At 70.9% G+C, this 25,656-nt stretch carries 26 protein-coding genes; 23 read left to right on the forward strand and 3 right to left on the reverse strand.

Translation table 11 applies throughout. The features are described 5' to 3' along the window. Positions 1 to 27 precede the first annotated feature (27 nt). Positions 28 to 1,401 carry an MFS transporter gene (locus ACFYM6_RS02740; RefSeq protein WP_387271558.1) on the forward strand — a complete coding sequence of 458 codons (1,374 nt, stop codon included), beginning with the start codon at positions 28 to 30 and terminating at the stop codon, positions 1,399 to 1,401. A gap of 33 nt (positions 1,402 to 1,434) precedes the next feature. After that, positions 1,435 to 2,286 carry a menaquinone biosynthetic enzyme MqnA/MqnD family protein gene (locus ACFYM6_RS02745; RefSeq protein ID WP_387271560.1) on the forward strand — a complete coding sequence of 284 codons (852 nt, stop codon included), beginning with the start codon at positions 1,435 to 1,437 and terminating at the stop codon, positions 2,284 to 2,286. Between the two features lie 72 nt (positions 2,287 to 2,358). On the opposite strand, the gene ACFYM6_RS02750 is transcribed toward ACFYM6_RS02745, so the two are convergent. Both ACFYM6_RS02750 and ACFYM6_RS02755 read right to left on the reverse strand, forming a co-directional pair. After that, on the reverse strand, positions 2,359 to 3,303 hold the full coding sequence (locus ACFYM6_RS02750; RefSeq protein WP_387271562.1) for a hypothetical protein: 945 nt from the start codon (positions 3,301 to 3,303) through the stop codon (positions 2,359 to 2,361). Then, positions 3,303 to 4,256 carry a hypothetical protein gene (locus tag ACFYM6_RS02755; protein ID WP_387271564.1) on the reverse strand — a complete coding sequence of 318 codons (954 nt, stop codon included), beginning with the start codon at positions 4,254 to 4,256 and terminating at the stop codon, positions 3,303 to 3,305. The genes ACFYM6_RS02750 and ACFYM6_RS02755 overlap by 1 nt, the downstream gene beginning before the upstream one ends. 368 nt (positions 4,257 to 4,624) lie before the next feature. Between ACFYM6_RS02755 and paaA the strand changes: the two genes are divergently transcribed. The 5 genes from paaA (at position 4,625) to paaE (ending at position 8,526) form a co-directional block, all read left to right on the forward strand. Further along, positions 4,625 to 5,695, forward strand: coding sequence for a 1,2-phenylacetyl-CoA epoxidase subunit PaaA (gene paaA / locus ACFYM6_RS02760; protein WP_387271566.1), 1,071 nt, complete (start codon positions 4,625 to 4,627; stop codon positions 5,693 to 5,695). A 76-nt stretch (positions 5,696 to 5,771) separates the two neighbouring features. After that, positions 5,772 to 6,059 carry a 1,2-phenylacetyl-CoA epoxidase subunit PaaB gene (gene paaB / locus ACFYM6_RS02765; RefSeq protein WP_357434720.1) on the forward strand — a complete coding sequence of 96 codons (288 nt, stop codon included), beginning with the start codon at positions 5,772 to 5,774 and terminating at the stop codon, positions 6,057 to 6,059. A gap of 76 nt (positions 6,060 to 6,135) precedes the next feature. Further along, entirely contained in the window at positions 6,136 to 6,861 is a 726-nt protein-coding gene (gene paaC, locus ACFYM6_RS02770) for a 1,2-phenylacetyl-CoA epoxidase subunit PaaC (RefSeq protein ID WP_387271568.1), read from the forward strand. A 55-nt stretch (positions 6,862 to 6,916) separates the two neighbouring features. After that, the gene (gene paaD, locus ACFYM6_RS02775; protein WP_387271570.1) at positions 6,917 to 7,393 is read left to right on the forward strand and encodes a 1,2-phenylacetyl-CoA epoxidase subunit PaaD; all 477 of its coding nucleotides are present in this window, start codon (positions 6,917 to 6,919) and stop codon (positions 7,391 to 7,393) included. Further along, positions 7,390 to 8,526, forward strand: a complete 1,137-nt coding sequence (gene paaE / locus ACFYM6_RS02780; protein ID WP_387271571.1) for a 1,2-phenylacetyl-CoA epoxidase subunit PaaE — start codon at positions 7,390 to 7,392, stop codon at positions 8,524 to 8,526. The genes paaD and paaE overlap by 4 nt, the downstream gene beginning before the upstream one ends. Positions 8,527 to 8,598: 72 nt before the next feature. On the opposite strand, the gene ACFYM6_RS02785 is transcribed toward paaE, so the two are convergent. Then, positions 8,599 to 9,279, reverse strand: a complete 681-nt coding sequence (locus ACFYM6_RS02785; RefSeq protein WP_387271572.1) for a hypothetical protein — start codon at positions 9,277 to 9,279, stop codon at positions 8,599 to 8,601. Between the two features lie 134 nt (positions 9,280 to 9,413). Between ACFYM6_RS02785 and mqnC the strand changes: the two genes are divergently transcribed. From mqnC to nuoK, 16 genes are all read left to right on the forward strand, one after another. Then, entirely contained in the window at positions 9,414 to 10,604 is a 1,191-nt protein-coding gene (mqnC, locus tag ACFYM6_RS02790; RefSeq protein WP_387271573.1) for a cyclic dehypoxanthinyl futalosine synthase, read from the forward strand. 293 nt (positions 10,605 to 10,897) lie between these two features. Further along, positions 10,898 to 12,097 carry a hypothetical protein gene (locus ACFYM6_RS02795; RefSeq protein WP_387271575.1) on the forward strand — a complete coding sequence of 400 codons (1,200 nt, stop codon included), beginning with the start codon at positions 10,898 to 10,900 and terminating at the stop codon, positions 12,095 to 12,097. Positions 12,098 to 12,261: 164 nt separating this feature from the next. Next, entirely contained in the window at positions 12,262 to 12,972 is a 711-nt protein-coding gene (locus ACFYM6_RS02800) for a demethylmenaquinone methyltransferase (protein ID WP_357434727.1), read from the forward strand. A gap of 90 nt (positions 12,973 to 13,062) precedes the next feature. Next, entirely contained in the window at positions 13,063 to 13,281 is a 219-nt protein-coding gene (locus ACFYM6_RS02805) for a hypothetical protein (protein ID WP_073834102.1), read from the forward strand. 134 nt (positions 13,282 to 13,415) lie between these two features. After that, positions 13,416 to 14,690: a geranylgeranyl reductase family protein gene (locus tag ACFYM6_RS02810; RefSeq protein WP_387271577.1), complete on the forward strand. Its 1,275-nt coding sequence runs from the start codon at positions 13,416 to 13,418 to the stop codon at positions 14,688 to 14,690. Positions 14,691 to 14,823: 133 nt separating this feature from the next. Then, positions 14,824 to 15,189 (forward strand): NADH-quinone oxidoreductase subunit A, encoded by a 366-nt coding sequence (locus ACFYM6_RS02815; protein ID WP_073834101.1) that lies wholly within the window; start codon positions 14,824 to 14,826, stop codon positions 15,187 to 15,189. Positions 15,190 to 15,203: 14 nt separating this feature from the next. After that, entirely contained in the window at positions 15,204 to 15,881 is a 678-nt protein-coding gene (locus tag ACFYM6_RS02820; protein ID WP_387271579.1) for a NuoB/complex I 20 kDa subunit family protein, read from the forward strand. Next, the gene (locus ACFYM6_RS02825) at positions 15,878 to 16,615 is read left to right on the forward strand and encodes an NADH-quinone oxidoreductase subunit C (protein ID WP_387271581.1); all 738 of its coding nucleotides are present in this window, start codon (positions 15,878 to 15,880) and stop codon (positions 16,613 to 16,615) included. Before ACFYM6_RS02820 ends, ACFYM6_RS02825 begins: the two co-directional genes overlap by 4 nt. Further along, positions 16,612 to 17,940 (forward strand): NADH-quinone oxidoreductase subunit D, encoded by a 1,329-nt coding sequence (locus ACFYM6_RS02830; RefSeq protein ID WP_387271583.1) that lies wholly within the window; start codon positions 16,612 to 16,614, stop codon positions 17,938 to 17,940. Before ACFYM6_RS02825 ends, ACFYM6_RS02830 begins: the two co-directional genes overlap by 4 nt. Then, positions 17,937 to 18,767 (forward strand): NADH-quinone oxidoreductase subunit NuoE, encoded by an 831-nt coding sequence (nuoE, locus tag ACFYM6_RS02835; RefSeq protein WP_387271585.1) that lies wholly within the window; start codon positions 17,937 to 17,939, stop codon positions 18,765 to 18,767. The genes ACFYM6_RS02830 and nuoE overlap by 4 nt, the downstream gene beginning before the upstream one ends. Beyond that, on the forward strand, positions 18,764 to 20,080 hold the full coding sequence (nuoF, locus tag ACFYM6_RS02840; RefSeq protein ID WP_387271587.1) for an NADH-quinone oxidoreductase subunit NuoF: 1,317 nt from the start codon (positions 18,764 to 18,766) through the stop codon (positions 20,078 to 20,080). The genes nuoE and nuoF overlap by 4 nt, the downstream gene beginning before the upstream one ends. Continuing rightward, positions 20,080 to 22,596 (forward strand): NADH-quinone oxidoreductase subunit G, encoded by a 2,517-nt coding sequence (locus tag ACFYM6_RS02845; protein WP_387271588.1) that lies wholly within the window; start codon positions 20,080 to 20,082, stop codon positions 22,594 to 22,596. The genes nuoF and ACFYM6_RS02845 overlap by 1 nt, the downstream gene beginning before the upstream one ends. Next, positions 22,593 to 23,942: an NADH-quinone oxidoreductase subunit NuoH gene (nuoH, locus tag ACFYM6_RS02850; RefSeq protein WP_387271590.1), complete on the forward strand. Its 1,350-nt coding sequence runs from the start codon at positions 22,593 to 22,595 to the stop codon at positions 23,940 to 23,942. Before ACFYM6_RS02845 ends, nuoH begins: the two co-directional genes overlap by 4 nt. Position 23,943: 1 nt before the next feature. Next, entirely contained in the window at positions 23,944 to 24,585 is a 642-nt protein-coding gene (gene nuoI / locus ACFYM6_RS02855) for an NADH-quinone oxidoreductase subunit NuoI (RefSeq protein WP_387271592.1), read from the forward strand. Beyond that, the gene (locus ACFYM6_RS02860; protein ID WP_073834092.1) at positions 24,582 to 25,352 is read left to right on the forward strand and encodes an NADH-quinone oxidoreductase subunit J; all 771 of its coding nucleotides are present in this window, start codon (positions 24,582 to 24,584) and stop codon (positions 25,350 to 25,352) included. Before nuoI ends, ACFYM6_RS02860 begins: the two co-directional genes overlap by 4 nt. Continuing rightward, positions 25,349 to 25,648, forward strand: coding sequence for an NADH-quinone oxidoreductase subunit NuoK (gene nuoK, locus ACFYM6_RS02865; RefSeq protein ID WP_073834091.1), 300 nt, complete (start codon positions 25,349 to 25,351; stop codon positions 25,646 to 25,648). The genes ACFYM6_RS02860 and nuoK overlap by 4 nt, the downstream gene beginning before the upstream one ends. Positions 25,649 to 25,656: the final 8 nt, after the last annotated feature.

Here is a 25,656-nt window from a genome sequence, read left to right on the forward strand (position 1 = left end):
CCAGTTGTGAAGGATTATTTTCGAAATATGTCCTTCGCATCTGGCCGTTCGCGCTGGTCCGACGTCTGGCTGGTCACCGGCTCCCGCGCCGTCTCCACCTGCGGCGACTTCCTCGCCGCCACCGCCCTGACCCTGGCGCTCCAGTCCGCCGGCGCGGGCGGGCTCGCGGTGTCCGGGCTGATGCTCGCCGCCACCGCGCCGCTGGTGGCGCTCGCTCCGCTGACCGGCCGGCTCGCGGACCGGGTGGACAGCAGGCTGCTGCTGGTGGTCGCCGGGCTCGGCCAGGCCACCGCCTGTCTCGCCCTCGCCTACGCCAGTCACCCGGCCCTGGTCATCGCGCTGGTGGCGCTGCTCGCGTCCGGCCTCGCGGTCACCCAGCCGGTGCTCTCCGCGCTGGTGCCGGCCATGGTCCGGGCCGAGGACCTGCCCCGGGCCGCCGCGCTGAACCAGACCGCCGGGACGCTCGGCGCGCTGGCCGGCCCGGCCCTGGCCGGAGTGCTGGTCGGCGGCTTCGGCACCCGGCTGCCGCTGCTCCTCGACGCCGCCAGCTACCTCGCGCTCGTGGCGGCCGCGCTGCTCATCCGGACCCGCCGGGGTGGCAGCCGCCGATCGGACCCGGCGACGGCACCCGGCACGTCCGCCGCGCCCGCGGTCGCGGTCGCCTGGCGGCTGCGCGGCGACCCGATGCTGGTCGCGATGATCGTCACCATCGCCGGCGTGATCGCCGCCGTCGGGGCGATCAACGTGGTCGAGGTCTTCTTCATCCGCGAGACCCTGCACAGCTCCACCACCATGTACGGCCTGGTCACCGGCTCGTGGACGCTCGGCATCCTGGTCGGGGCATGGCTCTTCGCCCGGCTGGCCCGGCGGTTGGTCGACGACCGCCGGCTGCTCGTCGGCTACCTCGTCCTGCTCGCCGGATGCTGCCTGATGATCCTGCTCTCCGCCGCGGTGCCCTCCGCACTGCTGCTGGTGCCGGTCTGGCTGCTCGGTGGCGTGGGCAACGGCGGGGCGAACGTCTTCGACAACGTGCTGCTGGCCCGGCGGGTGCCCGAGGCGAGCCGCGGCCGGGCGTACGCCGCGCTCGGCGGGTCCGTCCAGGGTGCCTCCATGGTCGGCTTCCTGCTCGGCGGTCTCCTGCTCGAGGCGGCCACGCCCCGATCCCTGGTCGCCGGCTGCGGTGTCGCCGGGCTGCTGGTGATCGCGCTGGTCGTGCCCTCGGTCACCCGGGCCGTCCGGGCCGCGCGGGCGCCGGTCGGCGTACCCCCGGCCGGGCCCGCCGAAGCACCGGCGCTCCGGCCCGGCGGCGTGGCCGAAGGCGGACCGGTCGATCCGGCGGCGTCCGCGCCGCGGCAGGTGGCCGCCGGTGCGGAGTTGGCCACTCATCTGCCCTCCCCGTGAGCCGGCGAGGCGGCGCGGCGATAACGTCGGGTCATGGCCGACCGCATCGCCCGCCCCCGGGTGGGACACATCCAGTTCCTCAACTGCCTGCCGATCTACTGGGGGCTGATGCGGTCCGGCGCGCTGATCGACGTCGACCTGCACAAGGACTCGCCGGACCGGCTGAACGCCGCACTGGTCGCCGGTGACCTCGACATCGGGCCGATCTCGCACGTGGAGTACCTGCGGCACGCCGACGAGCTGCTGCTCCTGCCGGATCTGGCGGTCGGCAGCGACGGCCCGGTGCTCTCGGTCAACGTGGTCTCCACCAAGCCCCTCGCCGAGCTGGACGGTGCCCGCGTCGCGCTCGGCTCGACCTCCCGTACCGGGGTGCTCCTGGCCCAGCTGCTGCTCGCCGAGCGGTACGGCGTACGTCCGGAGTACTTCCGCTGCCCGCCGGAGCTGACCCAGATGCTCCTGGAGGCCGACGCCGGTGTGCTGATCGGCGACGTGGCGCTGCGCGCGCTCTACGAGGCGCCCCGCAAGGGCCTCCAGGTGACCGACCTCGGGCAGGCCTGGCGGGAGTGGACCGGGCTGCCGATGGTGTTCGCCGTCTGGGCGGTCCGCCGCGACTTCGCCGCCGCCCACCCCGGCGTGGTGAAGGAGGTGCACGAGGCGTTCCTGCGCTCGCGGGACCTCTGCCTGGCCGAGCTGGACCAGGTGGCGGAGGCGGCGGCCCGCTGGGAGCCGTTCGACGCGGCGACCCTGGCCACCTACTTCCGTACCCTCGATTTCTCGCTGGGCGAGCGGCAGGTGACCGGGCTGCGTGAGTTCGCCCGCCGGGCGGCCGCGATGGGTGAGGCCCCCGCCCTCGCGTCCGGCGGGCCGGAGTTCTTCCTCGGCTGACGCCGAAACGGCGATGTGGCGGTCTCCCGGGAGCCGGGACACCGCCACATCGGCGAGCTGGGGAACGGGCGGTTACGTGGCCGGGCGGAGCAACGCCTCGGTGATCTTCTGGCAGTTCTTCATGCCGTAGTCGTAGCCCATGCCGATCGGGTAGCGGACCATCACGCCCATCGTCCAGGTGTCGCCGATGGCCAGGCAGTTGATGTGCATCTCCTGCTCCTTGGTCCGGTCGATCCAGCCGTTCTTGATGGCGATGGTCTTCTGCACCTTGGCCGGGAACGCCTTGCGGATGCCGAAGTCGCCGGCACCACGGACCAGCCGCATCTCGTTGAGCAGCCACTTGGTCCACTTCGGTCCGGCCGCCCGGCCGTCGTCGATGCACAGACCGAGCCGGGCGGTGTCCCGTGGGGACAGTTTGGTCCGGCTCCAGCCGCCGTCACTGGCGACCTTGCTGTCGGTCAGCCCGCACATCGAGATCAGGCGCTTGATCGAGGCGGACCGGCCGACGCTGTTGTAGAACTGCTCGGCGCGGGTGTTGTCGCTGTCCCGGATGATCTTCGTGGCGTCGGCCAGCTTCGCGTCGCTCGGGGTCTGCCCGTTCTCGGCCGCCCGCCGCAGGTAGTCGGCCACGATCCACGACTTGATCATCGACGCGGTGGTGCTGGTCTCGGCCATGTTCTCCGAACCGATGATCTTCCCGGTCCGCTTGTCCAGGACACTCCACGCGTACCAGCCCGTGATCCCGAGGTCGTCGAGGTCCTGCGCGGCGAACGGCAGTGGCTCGAGGGACGGGGAGGGTGAGGGCGAGGACGACGGGGCGGGACGGGTGTTGCGATCGGTCGGCGTACCCGCGGACCGGCCGCCCGCCGCGGCCGGCTGCGAGGCGACGGCGGGGCGCAGCGGCGAGCCGGGCACCAGCCGGAGCGCCACGACCGACAGGCCGACCAGGATGACGGCGACGGCGGCGAGGGCCAGCGGGCGGTGATTGCTGCCCGGGCGGCGGCGGGTGCCGGCCATCAGAGCTTCCCGAGCGGCTGCTGCGGCACCTTCAGGGCGGCGCCGGGCTGCGGGGTCACCAGCTGGGTGGCGACGCTGGCGCAGACCTTCGCGCCGTACTCCAGGCCGGCCTTCTGCGGGTAGCGCATCATCACGGTCAGGGTCCAGTCGTCGGTGATCGCGAGGCAGTTGACGTGCCACTGGACGTCGGCCCAGAGCATGGTGAAGCCGTTCTTGATGCTGACCGGCTGCTGGGACGTGATCGAGTCGGGCAGGCCGTCGATGATGCCCCAGCGACCACCCTGAACGGTCGTGCTCTTCTGGTCCTCGACGCCACCGCGGACCTTCGTCATCTCGCTGAGGACGAACTTGGTCCACTTCTTTCCGGCGGCGGTGCCGTCACCGATGCAGTCGCCCATCCGCACCGCGTCGCGCGGCGACATCTGGGTGTACGCCCACTTCGCCCGGGTGGGCTCGATCGTCGTGTCGGTCAGCTTGCACATCTTGATCAGCCGCTCCAGCACCGGCCGCCGTCCTCCGGCGTTGTACAGCGCTTCGGCGGCCACGTCGTTGCTGTCCCGGATGGCGGTGACAACCTGTTGCTTCCGTTGCGTGGTGAGCGGCTTGTTGCCGAGCTGGCGCAGATAGTCCGAGACGATCCACGCCTTGATCATCGACTCGGTCGAGTTCGTCTCGGTCATGTTCTTCGCGCCGCTGATCTCCCCGCTCTTGCGGTCCATCAGCGCCCAGGAGAAGAACTCGCCCGTGAAGTTCACCGAGACCGGTGCGGCGGCCAGGGTAGGCGGGGCTGGCGCGGTGGGCTCGGGCGCGGGGACCTTGTCGCCGCCACCGATGCCGCCGAGGCTGGCGATGGCGTCGCCGCCACTGAGGCGGGCGTACGCGGCGGGCACCAGCATGACGCCACCGAGGAGGACCGTCACGATGGCGAGCACCATGATCACGCGATGTCGCATGAGTGGGTGAACTCCAGATGTCTGGCCGGGGGGACCGGCTTTTCCGAATGTGTTCGGCCTGATCGCCGGGGCCGGGGGAGTGGCCTGGAGCCGGTGGCGATCGTCAGCAGCCGATCGGTGTGCCGGGGGAAGTCTACTTCCGGACAGGCCCGATGCCAGAACTCACGTGGTGGCAACTCGCCGTGAAGGCGGGGCAATTCGCCGTTGTGCCGTGCTTGTGAGGATTCACCTTCTGGACGTGGTCGACATCACAGCATGGCGGCAGATCGGGGCCACTGACCGTAACCGGTCATCGGGTGACGGAAGGTGTGTCCGGAAACCTGTTACACCCTCTGGTGTCATCGGTCGCGAGCTGTAACACTGGCCTCATGTATGGCAACGACTTCGCCCCGCCCGAGGAGGGTCCGGGCGGCGGCCTGCTCGGCGAGGTGGAGGCGGCGGAAGCAGCGCTGCGGGAGGCCGCGGCGCGGGCCCGACGCGGCGGTCCGGCGCCCGGCGAGGACCTCAAGGCGTACTTCGCGGACGTGATCGACGCCGATCAGAAGATCGAGCCGCGGGACTGGATGCCGGAGGCGTACCGGAAGACGCTGATCCGGCAGATCGCCCAGCACGCGCACTCCGAGATCATCGGCATGCAGCCGGAGGCCAACTGGATCAGTCGCGCCCCCTCGCTCAAGCGCAAGGCGATCCTGCTGGCCAAGGTGCAGGACGAGGCCGGCCACGGCCTCTACCTCTACGCGGCGGCCGAGACGCTGGGCGTGAGCCGGGACGAGCTGGTGGAGCTGCTGATCGAGGGCCGGCAGAAGTACAGCTCGATCTTCAACTACCCGACCCTGACCTGGGCCGACGTGGGTGCGATCGGCTGGCTGGTGGACGGCGCGGCGATCGTCAACCAGGTGCCGCTGTGCCGCTGCTCCTACGGCCCGTACGCGCGAGCGATGATCCGGGTCTGCAAGGAGGAGTCGTTCCACCAGCGCCAGGGGTACGAGATCCTGCACACCCTGGCCCACGGCACGCCGGAGCAGAAGGCGATGGCCCAGGACGCGGTGGACCGCTGGTGGTACCCGTCCCTGGCGATGTTCGGCCCGCCCGACGGTGACTCGACGCACAGTGCGCAGTCGATGGCCTGGAAGATCAAGCGCTTCTCCAACGACGAGCTGCGCCAGCGCTTCGTCGACATGTGCGTGCAGCAGGCGGAGATCCTCGGGCTCACCCTCCCCGACCCCGACCTGCGGTGGAACGGGGAGCGGCAGGCGTACGACTTCAGCCAGCCCGACTACGACGAACTGATGCAGGTGATCAAGGGCGACGGGCCGTGCAACCGGCAGCGGATGGCGCACCGGCGCCGCGCCCACGAGGAGGGCGCCTGGGTACGCGAGGCCGCCGCAGCGTACGCCGTCAAGCGGGCGGAGAAGAACAAAGAGAAGGTGGCGGCATGAGCGAGCGTCAGCGAGCGAGTCATCAGCACAGCGCGGAAGTGCCTCATGCCGGCGCCGAGCGGAGCGAGGTGCCGGTATGAGCAAGGAACAGACCCCGCTCTGGGAGGTGTTCGTGCGGGCCCGACGCGGGCTGTCGCACACCCATGTGGGCAGCCTGCACGCCCCCGACGCGGAGCTGGCCCTGCGCAACGCGCGGGACCTCTACACCCGCCGGCAGGAGGGCGTCTCCATCTGGGTGGTGCCGGCGAGCGCGATCACCGCGTCCAGCCCGGACGAGAAGGACGCCTTCTTCGACCCGGCCGCCGACAAGGTCTACCGCCACCCGACCTTCTACCAGGTGCCGGACGGGGTGGCCCACCTGTGAGCGAGCGGAGCGAGCGAACCATTCGGCTCAGCAGCGTGGTGCGAAGCGCCGCCGCCGAGCGAAGCGAGGTGGCGGCGTGAGCGCCCCATTCGACTTCCCCCTCGGCCTCGGCGACGACGCGCTGATCGCGGCGCAGCGGCTCGGCGAGTGGACCTCCCGCGCGCCGGAGATGGAGGAGGACGTCGCGCTGGCGAACATCGCCCTCGACCAGCTCGGGGCGGCCCGCCTCCTGCTCACGTACGCGGGCGAGCTGGAGGGCGCGGGGCGGGACGAGGACGCCCTGGCCTACCTTCGCGGCGACCGGGAGTTCCGCAACTGCCTCCTGGTCGAGCTGCCCAACGGCGACTTCGCGGTCACCATGGCGAAGCTGTTCTTCCTGGCCGCGTACCAGCTCCCGCTCTACACCGCGCTGGCCGGGTGCGGCGACGAGCGGCTGGCCGCGATCGGCGCGAAGGCCCGCAAGGAGTCCGCCTACCACCTGGACCACGCCTCGCTCTGGGTGCGGCGGCTCGGCGACGGCACCGAGGAGTCGCACCGCCGGATGCAGGCCGCGGTCGACCAGGTGTGGCCGTACGTCCACGAGCTCTTCACGGCGGATCCCGGGGCGCCGGTCGACCCGGCCACCCTGCGGGCCGACTTCGACGCCCACGTCTGCGCCGTGCTGGTCGAGGCGACGCTGACCCGCCCGGCGGACGGCTGGGCCCCGGGTGGTGGCCGGGACGGCGTCCACACCGAACACCTCTCGTACCTGCTGGCCGAGATGCAGGTGCTGCACCGCGCCCATCCGGGGGCGCACTGGTGAGCGCCAGGAGTGCAGCGGAGCGGAGCCCCGCAGTCGCGAACGAAAGGTGGCACCGGTGAGTGACCCCAGGGCGGCCGTGGCGGCGGTGGTGGACCCGGAGATCCGGGTCGTCACCATCGACGAGCTGGGCATCCTGCGGTCGGTCGACGAGGACCCGGCCACCGGCCGGCTCGTCGTCACCATCACCCCCACCTACACCGGCTGCCCGGCGATGGACGTGATCCGGGCGGACATCCGCCGGGCGCTCGCCGCCGCCGGCCACCCCGACGCCGAGATCCGCACCGTGTACTCCCCGGCGTGGAGCACCGACTGGATCTCGGCGAGCGGCCGCGAAAAGCTGGCCACCGCCGGCATCGCCCCGCCCGCGCCGACCCGCGCCGGCACCGTCGTGCCGCTGACCCTCGCCGTACGCTGCCCGCGCTGCGGCTCCGCGGAGACCGAGCAGGTCAGCCGCTTCGGTTCCACCGCGTGCAAGGCTCTCTGGCGCTGCCGCTCCTGCTCCGAACCCTTCGACCACCTGAAGGCGCTGTGACTGTCACGATCACCCGACCGGTCCGTCGCCGGCCGGTCTTCCACCCGCTCCCCGTCGCCGCCGTCGACCGGCTCACCGCCGACGCCGTGGCGATCACCTTCGCCGTACCCGAGGAGCTGCGGGAGACCTTCGCATTCTCCGCCGGTCAGCACCTCACCGTCCGGCTTCCCGCCGGTGGCGGGCTCACCGGCTCGGCCGTCGAGGGCGGGGAGGACGTGCGGCGGTCGTACTCGATCTGCTCGACGCCGGCGGAGTTGGCGCGGCACGGCCGGCTGCGGATCGGGGTGCGGGAGATTCCCGGCGGCGCCTTCTCCGCGCACGCCTGCGGCGCCCTGCGCGGCGGCGACACCGTCGAGGTGCTGCCCCCACTCGGGCACTTCACCACGGCGTTCGCGCCGGACCGGGTCCGCCGGTACGGCGCGGTGGTGGCCGGCTCCGGCATCACCCCGGTGCTCTCGCTGGTCGCGACCGCGCTGGCCGTCGAGCCGGCCAGCACCTTCACCCTGGTGTACGGCAACCGCACGGCGAACTCGGTGATGTTCGCCGAGGAGCTGGCCGACCTGAAGGACCGCTGGCCCACCCGGTTGCACCTGGTGCACGTGCTCTCCCGGGAGCTGGGCGAGTCGCCGCTGCTGTCCGGGCGGATCGACGCCGACCGGCTCACTCGGCTGCTCGACACGATCGTCCCCGGCGACGCCATCGACGAGTGGTTCCTCTGCGGCCCGTACGGGATGGTGGTGGACGCCAAGGCGGTGCTGGCTGCCCGCGGCCTGCCGGATTCGGCGGTGCACACCGAGCTGTTCCACGTCGACACCCCGCCGGAGCCGGTCCGCCGCCCGACCGACGAGCCCGGCGCCGGCGCCGAGGTGACGATCGTGCTGGACGGGCGCTCGTCGCGGTTCACCATGGGCCGGGACGAGCGGGTGCTGGACGCGGCGCTGAAGGTCCGCGGCGAGCTGCCGTACGCCTGCAAGGGCGGGGTCTGCTCGACCTGCAAGGCCAAGGTGGTCGAGGGCGAGGTGACCATGGCCCGCAACTACGCGTTGGAGCCCGACGAGGTGGCGGCCGGCTACGTCCTCACCTGCCAGTCCAGCCCGGTGACCGACAAACTCACCGTCGACTACGACGCCTGACGCCACGCCGCGTGCCGGTCCGTCCGTGATCCGGGACCGGCACGCAGCGGGCAGAGGCCAGCGAAGGAACTGTCACCCGTTCTGGCCGAGGCACAGCAGGAGCTTGCGCGAGTTCTGCTCTTCGGTGTAGCTCGCGACCGTGCCGGGGAACTGCTCGCACTTCGCATCGTCGGTGGTGTCCTCGACCTTGCCGAGGATGACGTACGCGGCCGCCGGGTCGCCGCAGTCGACGACCGTGACATCCGGGTTCGTGCTCGTGCCCTCGGCGCTGACGCACGCGCCGACTTCGGCGTAGGCCGGGTCACTGGAAATGGCCCAGCCGACAGCGAAGGCGATGGCCACGGGTACGACGAGGCCGAACGCCGCGGCCCGCTGCAACACGGGCTTGCCCGGCACCGCCGGTACGCCCGGCGCGCCGGGCACCGGCTCGCCCAGGCGGCCGAGCCGGACCCGAGTGACGAGGTTCCCGATCAGGACGAGTGGGGTGATGATCATGGAGAGGAAGCCCCACCAGCCTTGCCAGAGGGTCTTCGCGCTCATGTCGCGACAGGTGGCGATGCCGCACGCCCTGCAGTACGGGCCGTGCTGGGTGAGGACACGCATGAAGATGAGGAAGCCCTGATGCCCGTGCAGCGTCGCCTTGATCGCCGGAATCGATCCACAGAAGCGACAGGTGAGGGGAGCGGCGCCGGGCGCGGCCGCCGGCTGCGGGGCGGGCGGAACCTGAGGTTGGTGCGGGAATGGTGCGGTCACGACTCTTCCTTGTGAGAGGCCTGAGAACCACCGCACGATAGGCGACGACCAACTGCTTCGTTGTCCCGCCGGGCACGTCACATGGCGGAACACCCCGACAAGGCGTGGCGTCAAGCGGGCGTAGGCTCAGAGGCGTGACGGTGAGCCGGGAGATCGACGACATCCTGCAGCGCGGCGCGGACGGCGGGCGGATCACGCCCGAGGAGGCCCTGCTGCTCTACACCGAGGCGCCCTTCCACCCGCTGGGCGAAGCGGCGGACGCGGTGCGCCGGCGGCGCTACCCGGACAACATCGTCACGTACCTGATCGACCGCAACATCAACTACACGAACGTCTGTGTGACGGCGTGCAAGTTCTGCGCCTTCTACCGGGCACCCAAGCACAAGGAGGGGTGGACCCACCCCACCGAGGAGATCCTGCGCCGCTGCGGCGAGGCGGTCGAGCTGGGCGCCACCCAGGTCATGCTCCAGGGCGGCCACCACCCGGACTACGGCGTGGACTACTACGAGGAGCTCTTCTCCGCGGTCAAGCGGGCGTACCCGCAGCTCGCTATCCACTCGATCGGCCCGAGCGAGATCCTGCACATGGCCAAGGTCTCCGGGGTGAGCCTGGACGAGGCCATCGCCCGGATCAAGACGGCCGGGCTGGACTCCATCGCGGGCGCCGGCGCCGAGATGCTGCCGGACCGGCCACGCAAGGCAATCGCCCCGCTGAAGGAGTCGGGCGCGCGCTGGCTGGAGGTCATGGAGCTGGCACATCGGCAGGGCCTCGAGTCGACCGCGACGATGATGATGGGCACCGGCGAGACCAATGCCGAGCGGATCGAGCACCTGCGGATGATCCGCGACGTGCAGGACCGCACCGGCGGCTTCCGGGCGTTCATCCCGTGGACCTACCAGCCGGAGAACAACCACCTCAAGGGCCGCACCCAGGCGACCACGATGGAATACCTGCGGCTGATCGCGGTGGCCCGGCTCTTCTTCGAGACGGTGCCGCACCTGCAGGCGTCCTGGCTGACCACCGGCAAGGACGTCGGGCAGCTCGCCCTGCACATGGGGGTGGACGACCTCGGCTCGATCATGCTGGAGGAGAACGTCATCTCCTCGGCCGGTGCCCGGCACCGGTCCAACCTGCACGAGCTGATCGGCATGATCCGCAGCGCCGACCGGATCCCCGCGCAGCGGGACACCCTCTACCAGCGGCTCGCGGTGCACCGGACGCCGGCCGACGACCCGAGCGACGACCGGGTGGTCTCGCACTTCTCCTCCATCGCCCTGCCCGGTGGCGGGGCCGGGAAGTCACTGCCGCTCGTCGAGGTCAACTGACGCCTGGCGCCGGGGCGGGCGATCGCGCCTGGTGCGCGTCGGTCGAGGATCCGGCGGCCGCCACGGTTGGCCGAACATCCGACCTCGGGTCGGCCGGACGGGTCGTACTTGCTGGCCAGCCGGCATCCGACGATGCCTGAAGCCGCCGATAAACCGTATCAATACGGGCAAAACTGGCCTCGTCCGTGATGCGGCGGATCGGGGTTCCCGCGTGTGGGATGGCGCACGTGTCGATCCGTCGATAGCCTCCCCGGGTCCATCGTCACAGATCGCATTACGGGGGCATCTCGAAGATGAACATGCGGAAGCGGGTCCAACTCAGCATCGGAGCGGCGGCGCTGCTCGCGGCCGGCGTGGTCCCGATCGCGGGCTCTCCGGCCCAGGCCGCCGACACCAAGGCCGACCTGGAGCTCACGGTCGCCGGCACCACGCTGGCCCAGGGCACCAAGGACAAGGTCGGCTGGGTCAAGGTGAAGAACAACGGCCCGGGAACTCCGAGCGCGATGACGGTTGCTGTCGACCTGTCCTACTTCAAGGACGAGCGGATCATCACCCTCCCGCTCGTCGACGGTTGCGAGGGCGGCCCGATCGACACGCTTGAGTGCCCCGTGCCGGCGGCGAAGATTCCGGGTCCCGGCGAGACGCTGGAGTTCCCAGTCATCACCATCAAGCGTCCCGAGGGCTACGTCGGCGGTGAAACCTCTATCAGGTTCTACCTCCGGTCGCCTGACGACACCACTCCGGACAACAACACCAAGGAGGTCAAGCTGGAGTTCGAAGGCCAGCCAGGTGTCGACCTCGGCGTGGTGGTGCCGGACGTCAAGGCCAAGATCGATATTGACACGCTGGAGCAGGCCGGGCAGGCGCTGTACCCGGGCGACGAGACCGCCGTGATCGGCGAGATCTTCAACCAGGGTGACATGGTCGCCAAGGGCGTCAAGATCACGCTCCGGGCGCCGGCGGGTGTCACCTTCACCGACGAGTACGAGGGTTGCGAGTACACGGCCGACCGGCGCACCGCCAACTGCGCCGACCCCGGCCTCGTGCTGGCGCCGGACGAGCTGCTGACCATCGCCTTCCCGATCAAGGTGGCGGCCGGCGTCAAGGCTCCGTCCACCTTGCCGGGCGGCTCGCTGGTGGCGGACGCCCTGGCGGCGGCGCCGGTGGATGCCGGCCTGGTGAAGCAGGCCCGGAAGACCATCTTCGAGCACGCCCGGGTGCGTGCGGCGACGTCCGAGGTGACCGATGTGGACGCCTCGGACAACACCGACGACTACGCTGTGGTGGTGGCCGCCAAGGGTGGCGCCGGTGGCGGCGGTGCCGACGGCGGTTCCGGCGGCGGCGAGGGTGGCCTGCCGGTGACCGGCGCGAAGGCCGGCCTGATCGGCGGTATCGGCGCGGCCGTGCTGCTCGCGGGTGGCGCGATGTTCCTGGTCGCCCGTCGGCGCCGGGTGGTCCTGGTGACCCCGGGCGACGAGAAGCCGACCGCCTGACGGTCGTCCTCCATCGGCCCGCGAGGGCCGTTCACATAACGCACGGCAGTGGGGCGGGATGGTTCACCATCCCGCCCCCACTGTCTTCGCACCATCCCGCCGTCGGCGGGTCCGGGGTGGCACCCGTCGGGGGCGGCCCGCGGCCCGGCTGGCAGAGTGGAGGGGTGAGCCGTACCCCGCAGGGCCAGCGCGCCAACCTGGACAAGCAGCCGCACGAGGTCGCCGCGATGTTCGACGGCGTGGCGGCCCGCTACGACCTGACCAACACCGTCCTCTCCTTCGGGCAGGACCGGTTCTGGCGGCGGGCCACCCGCGAGGCGCTCGGGCTGAGCGCGGGGGAGCGGGTGCTCGACGTGGGCGCGGGCACCGGCGTCTCGACCGAGGAGCTGTCCCACTCCGGCGCGTACGCGGTGGGCGCCGACCTGTCGCTGGGCATGCTGCACGCCGGCAAGCGCACCCGCCCGGCGGTGCCGCTGCTGGCCGGGGACGCCCTGCGGCTGCCCTTCGCTGACGCCAGCTTCGACGCGGTCACCATCTCCTTCGCGTTGCGCAACGTCAACGACACCGACGCGGCGTTGCGCGAGCTGGCCCGGGTGACCAGGCCGGGCGGTCGGCTGGTGGTCTGCGAATTCAGCAGGCCGGTCAATCCGGCGTTCCGCACGGTCTACCTGTCGTACCTGATGCGGTCGCTGCCCGCGGTGGCGCGGGCGGTCTCCAGCAACCCCGACGCGTACGTCTACCTCGCCGAGTCCATCCGGGCCTGGCCGGATCAGGCGGCGCTGGCCGCGCGGATCGGCGCGGCGGGGTGGAGCCGGGTGGCCTGGCGCAACCTCACCGGCGGCGTCGTCGCCCTGCACCGCGCAGTCCGGGACTGACGACGGGCCGGCCCGCCGCCAGAGGCAGGGCAAACCACCCTATTTCGTGAATATCCGTTTTTGGTCTACTTAGTTTCGTAGGCTCGGCCCATGACGGGACCCGAGCAGGTGGCCACGGACGATGACGCCGCGGAACTCATCGCGCAGCTCAAGGAGCTGGCCGGCGCGGATCCCGCCGACGTCCGTCAGGTGGTCGCGGAGGTGTTGGCCGCGCTCGACCGGGCGGCCGGCGGCGCGCTGCGCGAGCACCTGCCGGAGGCGATCCGCCTTGACGCCGGCCTCGGGCCGGCCACTTCCGCCCGCCCGTGACGTCGAAATGGACTCCTACCGGCCCGTTTCCGCGAAGTTAGGTACCCCTCACCACCTCCAGGTGTAACCCCGGTCATAGACTCCAACCCGATCGGCTTGTGAACCATTTCACGAGCATGCGGGAGGAGGCGCAGATGACCGCGGTGGAGAACGACGCCGACGTGATCGTCGTGGGCGCCGGTCCCGGAGGATCGGCGACGGCGTACCACCTGGCGCGGCACGGCGCACGCGTGCTGCTGCTGGAGAAGACCGAGTTTCCCCGGGAGAAGGTCTGCGGCGACGGGCTCACCCCCCGGGCCGTGCGGCAGCTGATCCGGATGGGCGTGGACACCTCGCCCGAGGCCGGCTGGCTGCGCAACAAGGGCCTGCGGGTGATCGGCGGCGGGGTACGCCTGGAACTGGATTGGCCGGACCTGGCCAGCTTCCCCAACTACGGCCTGGTCCGGACCCGGCTCGACTTCGACGACCTGCTCGCCCAGCGGGCCGTCGCCGCCGGGGCGAAGCTACGGACCAGCGTGAACGTGACCGGCCCGGTGCTCGACGCCGACGACCGGGTGATCGGCGTGCAGGCCGAGGTGGGCCCGGACAAGGAGCCGGCCACCTTCCACGCCCCGCTGGTGGTCGCCGCGGACGGCGTCTCCGGCCGCCTCCCGCTCGCCCTCGGGCTGGCCAAGCGGGAGGACCGGCCGATCGGCGTGGCGGTCCGCCGCTACTACCGCTCGCCCGCCAAGCACGACGACGACTACCTCGAGTCGTGGCTGGAGCTGCGGGCCAAGGGCAGCGACGCGCTGCTGCCCGGCTACGGCTGGATCTTCGGCCTCGGTGACGGCCGGGTCAACGTCGGCCTGGGCGTGCTCAACTCCTCCGCCGCGTTCGGCAAGACCAACTACCGGCGGCTGCTCACCGACTGGCTGGCCAACACCCCGGAGGACTGGGGGATGACCGACGAGGCGAACGCCGAGGGGCCGATCCTCGGCGCCGCGCTGCCGATGGGCTTCAACCGGGTGCCGCACTACACCCGCGGGGCGATGCTGGTCGGCGACTCCGGCGGCATGGTCAACCCGTTCAACGGCGAGGGCATCGCGTACGCGATGGAGTCCGGCGAGCTGGCCGCCGAGGTGGCGGTGCAGGCGCTCGCCCGGCCGGCCGGCGCCGAGCGGGAACGGGCGCTGATGGCGTACCCGCAGGAGCTGAAGACCCGCTTCGGCGGCTACTACCGGCTCGGCGGGATCTTCGTGAAGCTCATCGGCCGGCCGGAGATCATGCGGCTGGCCACCAAGCACGGCATGCCGCACCCGATGCTGATGCGCTTCGTGCTCAAGCTGCTGGCCAACCTGACCGACCCGCGCGGCGGGGACGCGATGGACCGGGTCATCAACGCGATGACACGGGTGGCGCCGGCCGTCTGACAACGGCGCCGGCGGCCGATGAGGCCGCGGGCGCCGACAAAGATCGACCCCCGCCGGCCGAGGTCACGAGGGACGTGAATAGTGTGATTTTTGCCAACCACCGAGGTCAGGGAAGGACGAGCAGGAGACAACGATGACGCTCTCTCCTTACGCACCCATCATCGGGCTGTTCGCCCTCGCCGCGGGGTTCGCGCTGTTCTCCGTGGCCGCCGCCCGATTCGCCGGCCCCCGGCGTCTGAACAAGGCCAAGCTCGAGGCGTACGAGTGCGGTATCGAGCCGAGTCCGCAGCCGGTCGGCGGCGGCCGGTTCCCGATCAAGTTCTACCTGACGGCGATGCTCTTCATCGTCTTCGACATCGAGATCATCTTCCTCTACCCCTGGGCGGTCTCCTTCGACGCCCTGCCGATCTTCGGCTTCGTGGAGATGGTCCTGTTCATCGTCGCGGTCTTCGTCGCCTACGCCTATGTCTGGCGGCGCGGCGGCCTGGACTGGGACTGAGGGAGGTACGGCAGATGGGCATCGAGGAGAAGCTTCCCTCCGGCGTCCTGCTCACCACCGTCGAGAAGCTGGTCAACTGGTCGCGGAAGTCGTCCGTCTGGGGCGCCACGTTCGGCCTGGCCTGCTGCGCCATCGAGATGATGGCGGCCGGTGGCCCGCACTACGACATGGGTCGCTGGGGCATGGAGGTCTTCCGGGCCTCGCCCCGACAGGCGGACCTGATGATCGTGGCCGGCCGGGTGAGCCAGAAGATGGCCCCGGTCCTGCGCCAGATCTACGACCAGATGGCCGAGCCCCGCTGGGTGCTCTCGATGGGCGTCTGCGCCAGCAGCGGCGGCATGTTCAACAACTACGCCATCGTGCAGGGCGTCGACCACATCGTCCCGGTCGACATGTACCTCCCGGGCTGCCCGCCCCGGCCCGAGATGCTCATCGACGCGATCCTCAAGCTCCGCGAGAAGATCATGTACGAGCCGCTGGGTCCGAACGGCCGCAAGATGCTGGAGGCCCGCAAGGAGCGCGGTGATGTGCCGGTCGTGCCGTACGGCTCGATGCCGTCGTCGTACCGCAACGACAAGGCCCGGCGCGCCGAGTGGACCAGGGCGGTTCGCGAGGGGCGCGAGGAGCAGTTGCGGATCGAGAACTGGATGAAGGCGCAGAACCACCTCCACGCGCAGGGGGGCCCGAAGTGACCGCACCAAACGACAGCAACAACATCGGCGGCGTGCCGGTACCGGTGCCGCCGGCCGGCGCCACCAGCGGCGCACCGGCCGAGCTCCCGCCGGCCAGCCCCGCCGGCCGCGGCATGTTCGGCATCCACGGCACCGGCGACGTCTCCGGCTTCGGCGGCCTGGTCCGGCAGCGCACGGCGATCGAGGACAGCCCCCGGCCGTACGGCGGCTATTTCGACGAGGTCCGGGACGCGCTGGAGGAGGCGTACCCCGACTTCGGCGACGCCATCGAGAAGGTCGTGGTCGACCGGGGCGAGCTGACCCTGCATGTCCGCCCGGAGCGGATCGCCGAGGTCTGCCAGGTGATGCGCGACGACCTGGCGCTCCGCTTCGAGCTCTGCTCCTCGGTGTCCGGCGTCGACTACCTGGGCGCGGAGGAGCGCCGGCTGCACGTCGTCTACCAGCTCACCTCGATGACCTACCGGCGCCGGGTCCGGCTGGAGGCCGCGGTCTCCGCCGAGGAGCCGCACCTGCCGAGCGTCACCAGCGTCTACCCGACCGCCGACTGGCAGGAGCGGGAGACGTACGACATGTTCGGCATCGTCTTCGACGGCCACCCCAACCTGACCCGGATCCTCATGCCGGACGACTGGGAGGGGCACCCGCAGCGCAAGGACTACCCCCTCGGCGGCGTGCCCGTCGAGTACAAGGGCGCGGAGATCCCGCCGCCGGACAAGCGGAGGTCGTACCAGTGACGACGTCGAACTACGCGACCGAGCGCGAGACCACCGAGGGCAAGGTCTTCACCGTCACCGGTGGGGACTGGGACACGGTCGTCTCCGGCACCGACCCGATCAACGACGAGCGGATCGTCGTCAACATGGGTCCGCAGCACCCGTCCACGCACGGCGTGCTCCGGCTGATCCTGGAGCTGGAGGGTGAGACGGTCCGCGAGGCCCGCTCGGTCATCGGCTACCTGCACACCGGCATCGAGAAGAACCTCGAATACCGGAACTGGGTCCAGGGCTCGACCTTCGTGACCCGGATGGACTACCTCGCCCCGCTGTTCAACGAGACGGCGTACGCGCTGGCGGTGGAGAAGCTGCTCGGGATCACCGACGACGTCACCGAGCGGGCCAACACCATCCGGGTGCTCATGATGGAGCTCAACCGGATCTCCTCGCACCTGGTCTGGCTGGCCACCACCGGCATGGAGCTGGGCGCGATCTCGATCATGCTGTACGGCTTCCGCGAGCGGGAGTACATCCTCGACATCTTCGAGACCATCACGGGCCTGCGCATGAACCACGCGTACGTGCGGCCGGGCGGGGTGGCGCAGGACGTGCCGGACGACGCGATCGTCAAGATCCGCAACTTCCTGAAGATGATGCCGAAGAAGCTCAAGGAGTACGAGGACCTCCTCTCCGGCCAGCCGATCTGGGTCGAGCGCACCAAGCACGTCGCGGTGCTCGACGTGACCGGCTGCCTGGCGCTCGGCGTCACCGGTCCGGTGCTCCGCTCGGCCGGTCTCGCCTGGGACCTGCGCAAGACCATGCCGTACTGCGGCTACGAGACGTACGAGTTCGACGTCCCGACCCACACCGACGGCGACGTCTGGGGCCGCTACCAGGTCCGGCTCGCCGAGATCCGGGAGTCGCTCAAGCTGGTCGAGCAGGCGGTGGACCGGCTGAGCAAGCCCGGCCCGGTGATGGTGGCCGACAAGAAGATCGCCTGGCCGGCGCAGCTGGCCATCGGCGTCGACGGCATGGGCAACTCGCTGGAGCACGTCGCCAAGATCATGGGTCAGTCGATGGAGTCGCTGATCCACCATTTCAAGCTCGTCACCGAGGGTTTCCGGGTCCCGCCGGGCCAGGTGTACGTCGGCATCGAGTCGCCCCGCGGCGAGCTGGGCGTGCACGCGGTCTCCGACGGTGGCACCCGGCCGTACCGGGTGCACTACCGGGAGCCCAGCTTCGTCAACCTGCAGGCCCTCCCGGCGATGGCCGAGGGCGGCCTGATCGCCGACGTGATCGCCGGTGGCGCCTCGCTGGACCCCGTGATGGGTGGATGTGACCGATGACGACGACTTTCACTGAAGAGACCCGGACCCGGGCGCGGGAGATCATCGCCCGGTACCCGGCGGACCGGTCCCGCTCGGCCCTGCTGCCGCTGCTGCACCTGGTGCAGTCGGTGGAGGGCTACGTCTCCCCGGCCGGTGTCGAGTTCTGCGCCGAGGTGCTCGGCCTGAACAAGGCCCAGGTCGGTGCCGTGGCCACCTTCTACACCATGTACAAGCGCAAGCCGACCGGCGACTACCTGGTCAGCGTGTGCACCAACACCATGTGCAATGTGCTGGGTGGCCAGGAGGTCTACGACACCCTCGCCGAGCACCTGGGCGTCGGGCACGACGAGACCACCGAGGACGGCCGGATCACCCTGGAGCACGCCGAGTGCCTGGCGGCGTGCGACTACGGCCCGGTGATGACGGTCAACTACGACTTCTTCGACGGGGTCGACCCGCGGACCGCGCTCGGTGTGGTCGAGGACCTGCGCGCCGGCGGCCGGCCGATGCCGACCCGGGGCGCCCGCCTCTGCAGCCTCAAGGAGATGTCGGTCCAGCTCGCCGGCTTCGCCGACGAGCGGGAGGGCGCGGTCGCCGACGGCGGCCCGGGCGAGCCGACCCTGCGCGGCCTGCGCCTGGCCGAGCAGCACGGCATCTCGGTGCCGGGCTTCGACCCGAACACCCCGATCCGCAGCAAGGTCGAGGCCGACAAGGCCGCCGAGCAGGCCAAGGCCGCCCAGGCCGCGGGCGCGGCGGCCAACCCGCCAGCCGCCGACCGCAAGCCGGCCGGCGACGGGGCCGGGGCGCAGCAGCGCAACCTCAAGGAAGCGGAGGCCAAGAAGTGACCACTCCTCGGCCGGAGACGCTGGCCAAGCTGACGCCGGTGCTCACCAAGCGCTGGCTGTCGCCGGACGCCTGGGGGATCGGCACCTACGAGAAGCTGGACGGCTACGCCGCCCTGCGCAAGGCGCTCAGGGCACACCCGGACGACCTGATCCAGCTGATCAAGGATTCCGGGCTGCGCGGCCGGGGTGGCGCGGGCTTCCCGACCGGCCTCAAGTGGGGGTTCATCCCGCAGGGCGACGGCAAGCCGCACTACCTGGTGGTGAACGCCGACGAGGGCGAGCCGGGCACCTGCAAGGACCTGCCGCTGATGACCCACGACCCGCACTCGCTGGTCGAGGGCGTGATCATCGCCTCGTACGCGATCCGGGCCAACCGCGCCTACATCTACATCCGGGGTGAGGCGGTGCACGCCGCCCGCCGGCTGCGCAACGCCGTGCAGGAGGCGTACGCCAAGGGCTACCTGGGCCGGAACATCCTCGGCAGCGGCTTCGACCTGGAGTTGGTGGTGCACTCCGGCGCCGGGGCGTACATCTGCGGCGAGGAGACCGCGCTGCTGGACTCGCTGGAGGGCTTCCGGGGCCAGCCCCGGTTGCGGCCGCCGTTCCCGGCGACCCACGGCCTCTACGCCAGCCCGACCGTGGTCAACAACGTCGGCACCATCGCCAGCGTTCCCTACATCGTGCTCGGTGGCGCGGACTGGTGGCGGACCATGGGCACGGAGAAGTCGTCCGGCCCGATGATCTACTCGCTCTCCGGCCGGATCGCCAACCCGGGCCAGTACGAATGCTCGATGGGGATCACCCTGCGCGAGCTGATCGAGCTGGCCGGCGGGATGCTGCCCGGGCACAACCTGAAGTTCTGGACCCCGGGCGGCTCGTCGACGCCGCTGCTCACCGCCGAGCACCTGGACGTGCCGCTGGACTTCGAGGGGGTGGCGGCGGCCGGCTCGATCCTGGGCACCACGGCCACGCAGATCTTCTCCGACCAGGACTGCCCGGTGTACGCGACGTACCGGTGGCTGGAGTTCTACCACCACGAGTCGTGCGGCAAGTGCACCCCGTGCCGCGAGGGCAACTACTGGATGGTCCGGGTCTACCGGCGGATCCTCGCCGGCCAGGGCACCCACGAGGACCTGGACACCCTGCTCGACACCTGCGACAACATCCTCGGCCGCTCGTTCTGCGGTCTGGGTGACGGTGCGACCAGCTCGGTGACCTCGTCGCTGCAGTACTTCAAGCAGGACTACCTCGACTACATCGAGGGACGTACCGCGCCGAAGCTCTCCGACAAGCAGTTGGTGGGAGCCCACTGATGACCGACGTAGCCAAGCAGACCGAGACCGTCACCCTGACCATCGACGGCGTCCAGGTCACCGCGCCCAAGGGGGCGCTGCTGATCCGGGTCGCCGAGCAGATGGGCACCGAGATCCCGCGCTTCTGCGACCACCCGCTGCTGGCCCCGGCCGGCGCCTGCCGGCAGTGCCTGGTGGAGGTGGAGGGCCAGCGCAAGCCGGTCGCCTCCTGCACCCAGACCGTCGCCGACGGCATGGTGGTGCGGACCCAGCTCACCTCGCCGGTCGCCAAGAAGGCGCAGGAGGGGGTGATGGAGCTGCTGCTCCTCAACCACCCCCTGGACTGCCCGATGTGTGACAAGGGCGGCGAGTGCCCGCTGCAGAACCAGGCGATGTCCACCGGCCGGACGGACTCCCGGTTCCACGAGCACAAGCGGGAGTACGAGAAGCCGCTGGAGATCAGCACCCAGGTGCTGCTCGACCGCGAGCGGTGCGTGCTCTGCCAGCGCTGCACCCGGTTCTCGGAGGAGATCGCCGGTGACAAGTTCATCGACCTGATGAACCGGTCGTCCGCCGAGGAGATCAACATCTACCGGGACGACGCGTACGGCGTGGAGTCCGGGGACGAGGCGGGTGACGTCCCGTTCAACTCGTACTTCTCCGGGAACACGGTGCAGATCTGCCCGGTGGGCGCGCTGACCGGCGCGCAGTACCGGTTCCGGGCCCGCCCGTTCGACCTGGTCTCCACCCCGAGCGTCTGCGAGCACTGCTCGGCCGGCTGCGCCCAGCGCACGGACTGGCGGCGCGGCAAGGTGCTGCGCCGGCTGGCCGGCGACGACCCGGCGGTGAACGAGGAGTGGAACTGCGACAAGGGCCGCTGGGGCTTCCAGTACGCCCGGGCGTTCGACCGGCTCACCACCCCGCTGGTCCGCGACGAGCGGACCGGTGAGCTGCGCGAGGCGTCCTGGAGCGAGGCGCTGACCCGGGCCGCCGAGGGCCTGCGGGCCGCCCGGGACGGCGGGCCGGGCACGGCCGTGCTGACCGGCGGACGGCTGACCGTCGAGGACGCCTACGCGTACGCCAAGTTCGCCCGGGTCGCGCTGCACACCAACGACATCGACTTCCGGGCCCGCCCGGTCTCCCGCGAGGAGGCCGACTTCCTGGCCAGCAGCGTCGCCGGGGTCACCGACGTGACCTACACGGACGTGGAGAACGCGCCCGCGGTGGTGCTGGTCGGCCTGGAGCCGGAGGAGGAGTGCCCGATCCTCTTCCTACGGCTGCGCAAGGCGTACCAGCAGAAGAAGCTCACGGTGTACGCGATCGCGCCGTTCGCGACGCGCGGCCTGGAGAAGCTCGGCGCCAAGCTGGCCCGGGTGGTGCCGGGCGAGGAGGCCAGCGTGCTGGCCGAGCACGCCACGGTGGCCGAGGCGCTGAGCCAGCCGGGCGCGATCCTGATCGTCGGCGAGCGGCTGGGCGCGGTGCCCGGCGGGCTCTCCGCCGCGGCGGACGTCGCCCGGCGTACCGGGGCCAAGCTGGCCTGGGTGCCGCGGCGCGCGGGTGACCGCGGCGCGGTCGACGCGGGCTGCCTGCCCAACCTGCTCCCCGGTGGCCGCCTGGTCACCGAGCCGGCCGCCCGCGCCGAGCTGGGCGAGGCGTGGGACATCGCGGCCGGGGTGATCCCCAGCCAGGCCGGCCGGGACACCGACGGCATCCTCGTCGCGGCGGCAAACGGCCAGCTCGGCGCCCTCGTGGTGGCCGGGGTGGACCCGGCAGACGTGGCCGACCCGCGCCTGGCCGAGCAGGCCCTGGACGCGGTGCCGTTCCTGGTAAGCCTGGAACTGCGGATGAGCGCGGTGGCCCGCCGGGCGGACGTGGTCTTCCCGGTCGCCCCGGTGGTCGAGAAGGCCGGCAGCTTCCTGGACTGGGAGGGCCGGCTGCGCACCTTCGAGAAGGTGCTGGACACCGCGGCGATGAGCGACGGGCGGGTGCTCGACGCGCTGGCCGCGCAGCTCGATGTCCGGCTCGGCACCGGCGACGTGACGAGCGTCCGCCGCGAGCTGGCCGCGCTGCCGCCGACCCGGGTGGATGCCCCGGCCGCCCCCAGCGTCGAGCCGGGCGCCGTCCAACAGCCTGGGCCGGGCGAGGCCGTGCTGGCCACCTGGCACCAGCTGATCGACCTGGGCAGCCTCACCGACGGTGACGAGCACCTCGCCGGCACCGCCCGCCCGCCGGTGGTCCGGCTGGGCAAGGGCACCGCCGAGGCGCTCGGCGTCGCCGACGGCGACCCGGTGACCGTGGGCACCGACCGCGGCGCGGTCACCCTGCCGGCGGCGATCACCGAGATGCCGGACGGCGTCGTCTGGCTGCCGACCAACTCACCCGGCTCGACCGTCCGGCGCAGCCTCGGCGCTACGTCCGGCGACGTCGTGCAGGTCTCCGCCGCGTCGGTCGACGCTCCGGCCGTTCCGGCCGGGCGCGTCGCCGCGGACGCGGATGGCCGCCCGGGTCCGCTCCTCAACACCGGGAGTGTCCAGTGAACCTCTACCTCGCGGCGCAGGACCCGACGCTGGCCGACTTCGGCAAGGACCCGTGGTGGCTGGTCCTCATCAAGATCGTCTTCGCGTTCGTCTTCGGCCTGCTGGCCACGCTGCTCGGCGTCTGGTTCGAGCGTCGGGTCGTCGGCTACATGCAGGTGCGGCCCGGACCCAACCAGGTCGGCCCGTTCGGTCTGCTGCAGACCCTCGCCGACGGTCTGAAGATGGCCTTCAAGGAGGACATCCTCCCGCGGACCGCCGACAAGGTCGTCTACTTCTTCGCCCCGACCATCTCGGTGATCTGCGCGGTCACCGCGCTGTCGGTGGTGCCGTTCGGCCCGAAGGTCAGCATCTTCGGCCACTGGACGCCGCTGCAGGTGACCGACGTGTCGGTGGCGGTGCTGGTGCTGCTGGCCTGCTCCTCGATGGGCATCTACGGCATCGTGCTCGGCGGTTGGGCCTCCGGGTCGACGTACCCGCTGCTCGGTGGTCTCCGGTCCAGCGCCCAGATGATCTCGTACGAGGTCGCGATGGGGCTGAGCATCGTGGCGGTGTTCATGACCGCCGGCACGATGTCCACCAGCGGGATCGTCGCCCAACAGGCGCACGGCACCCATCTGAACCTCTTCGGCGCAGATGTCCAGGCCCCCGGCTGGTACGCGATCCTGCTGCTGCCGAGCTTCATCATCTTCTTCATCGCCACCGTCGGGGAGACCAACCGGGCGCCGTTCGACCTGCCCGAGGCCGAGTCGGAGCTGGTCGCGGGCTTCATGACCGAGTACAGCTCGCTGAAGTTCGCGCTCTTCATGCTCTCCGAGTACGTCTCGATGGTCACCATGTCCGCGGTCACCACCACGCTCTTCCTCGGCGGGTGGCGGGCCCCGGCCCCGATCACCACCTTCTGGGCCGGCGCCAACTCGGGCTGGTGGCCGATGCTCTGGTTCTTCGGCAAGGTGCTGATCCTGGTCTTCGTCTTCGTCTGGCTGCGGGGCACCCTGCCCCGGCTCCGGTACGACCAGTTCATGCGCTTCGGCTGGAAGGTCCTGCTCCCGATCAACCTGATCTGGATCCTGGTCCTGGCCGGGCTCCGCTCGATCGAGGACTGGCAGACCGAGGACCGGATCGTCGCCACCAGCATCGGCGCCGGCGTCCTGCTGCTGGCCACGCTCTTCTGGCCGAGCCGGAAGAAGGAGCCGAAGCCGTCGCTCCAGGAGCAGGTCAACAGCCGGCCGCACGGCAGCTTCCCGCTGCCGCCGATGGATCTTCAGGTACCACCGAGCCCGCGCACCAGGCGCGTGGTCGCCGAGCGGGAGCCGGCCAACGTCGGCTCGGACTCCAGGGAGGTGTGACGTGGGCGCGATCACCGGAACGTTCAAGGGCTTCGGGGTCACCTTCTCGCACATGTTCAGGAAGGTCGTCACCACCGACTACCCGTTCAAGCCGCCGGTCTCGGCGCCGCGCTACCACGGCCGGCACATCCTCAACCGGCACCCGGACGGCCTGGAGAAGTGCATCGGCTGTGAGCTGTGCGCCTGGGCCTGCCCGGCGGACGCGATCTACGTGGAGGGTGGCGACAACACCGAGGAGCAGCGCTTCTCCCCCGGTGAGCGCTACGCCAGCGTCTACCAGATCAACTACGCCCGGTGCATCTTCTGCGGGCTGTGCATCGAGGCCTGCCCGACCCGTTCGCTCACCATGAGCAACGAGTACGAGCTGGCCCGGGACAACCGGCAGGACCTCATCTTCACGAAGGAGCAGCTGCTCGCGCCGCTGCTGCCCGGCATGGAGCAGCCGCCGCACGCGATGCGGCTGGGCGACAGCGAGAAGGACTACTACGTCGGCGGGCTGACCAACCCGGGCACGTCCGCCGGCGCGGAGCACTCGCCGAACGGCGCGGGTCGGTACCGGGTGGACGAGCACCCCGGGGTGACCTTCCCCGGCGCCGAGCAGGCCGCGCAGCGGGCCGAGGCGGGCAAGGGAGCAGGAGCATGACCACTCAGACAGTGCTCGCCGCGGCGGGCCAGGTGTCCGGGGGTGAGGAGGTCACCTTCTGGATCCTCGCCCCGCTGGCGCTGATCGGCGCCATCGGCATGGTCTGGGCGCGGAACGCGGTGCACTCGGCGCTCTGGCTGGTGCTGACCATGCTCTGCCTGGGCGTGTTCTACGTCCTGCAGGCCGGGCCGTTCATCGGCATGGTGCAGATCATCGTCTACACCGGCGCGATCATGATGCTCTTCCTGTTCGTGCTGATGCTGGTCGGCCGGGACGCCTCCGACTCGCTGATCGAGACGCTGCGCGGCCAGCGGGTCGCCGCGGTGGTGCTCGGTGTCGGCTTCGCCGGCCTGGTGGGCAGCGGCCTCTACCGGGCCCTGGAGGGCGTCCAGGCGGTCGGCCTGGACAAGCCGAACGCCGAGGGCAACGTGCAGGGCATCGCCCGGCTGCTCTTCACCAAGTACGTCTTCGCCTTCGAGCTGACCTCCGCGCTGCTGATCACGGCGGCCGTGGGCGCGATGGTGCTGGCGCACGTGGAGCGGCGCAAGGAGGACCGGATGGACCAGATTGCCACCATGAAGGCCCGGTTCCGCCCCGGCAACTACCCCGGGCCGAAGCCCGGACCGGGTGTCTTCGCCACCTCCTCGTCGGTGGCCACCCCGGCCCGCCTGCCCGACGGCCGGCTGTCCGACCGCAGCATCCCGGAGATCCTGCCGGTGCGGGAGCTGACCGCCGAGGAGACCTCGTTGAAGGGGACGGAGAAGTGACCCCGGACTACTACCTGATCCTCGCCGCGGTGCTGTTCACCATCGGTGCCGTCGGCGTGCTGATCCGGCGTAACGCGATCGTGCTGTTCATGTGCGTGGAGCTGATGCTCAACGCCGCCAACCTGACGCTGGTCACCTTCAGCCGGATCAACGGCGACCTGAACGGCCAGATCATGGCGTTCTTCGTGATGGTGGTGGCGGCGGCCGAGGTCGTGGTCGGGCTCGCGATCATCATGTCGATCTTCCGGACTCGACGCTCGGCGAGCGTCGACGACGCCAACCTGCTGAAGTACTGAGGGGCCTG

It is taken from the genome of Micromonospora sp. NPDC006431 (genome assembly GCF_042870725.1).
Classification (GTDB): domain Bacteria; phylum Actinomycetota; class Actinomycetes; order Mycobacteriales; family Micromonosporaceae; genus Micromonospora.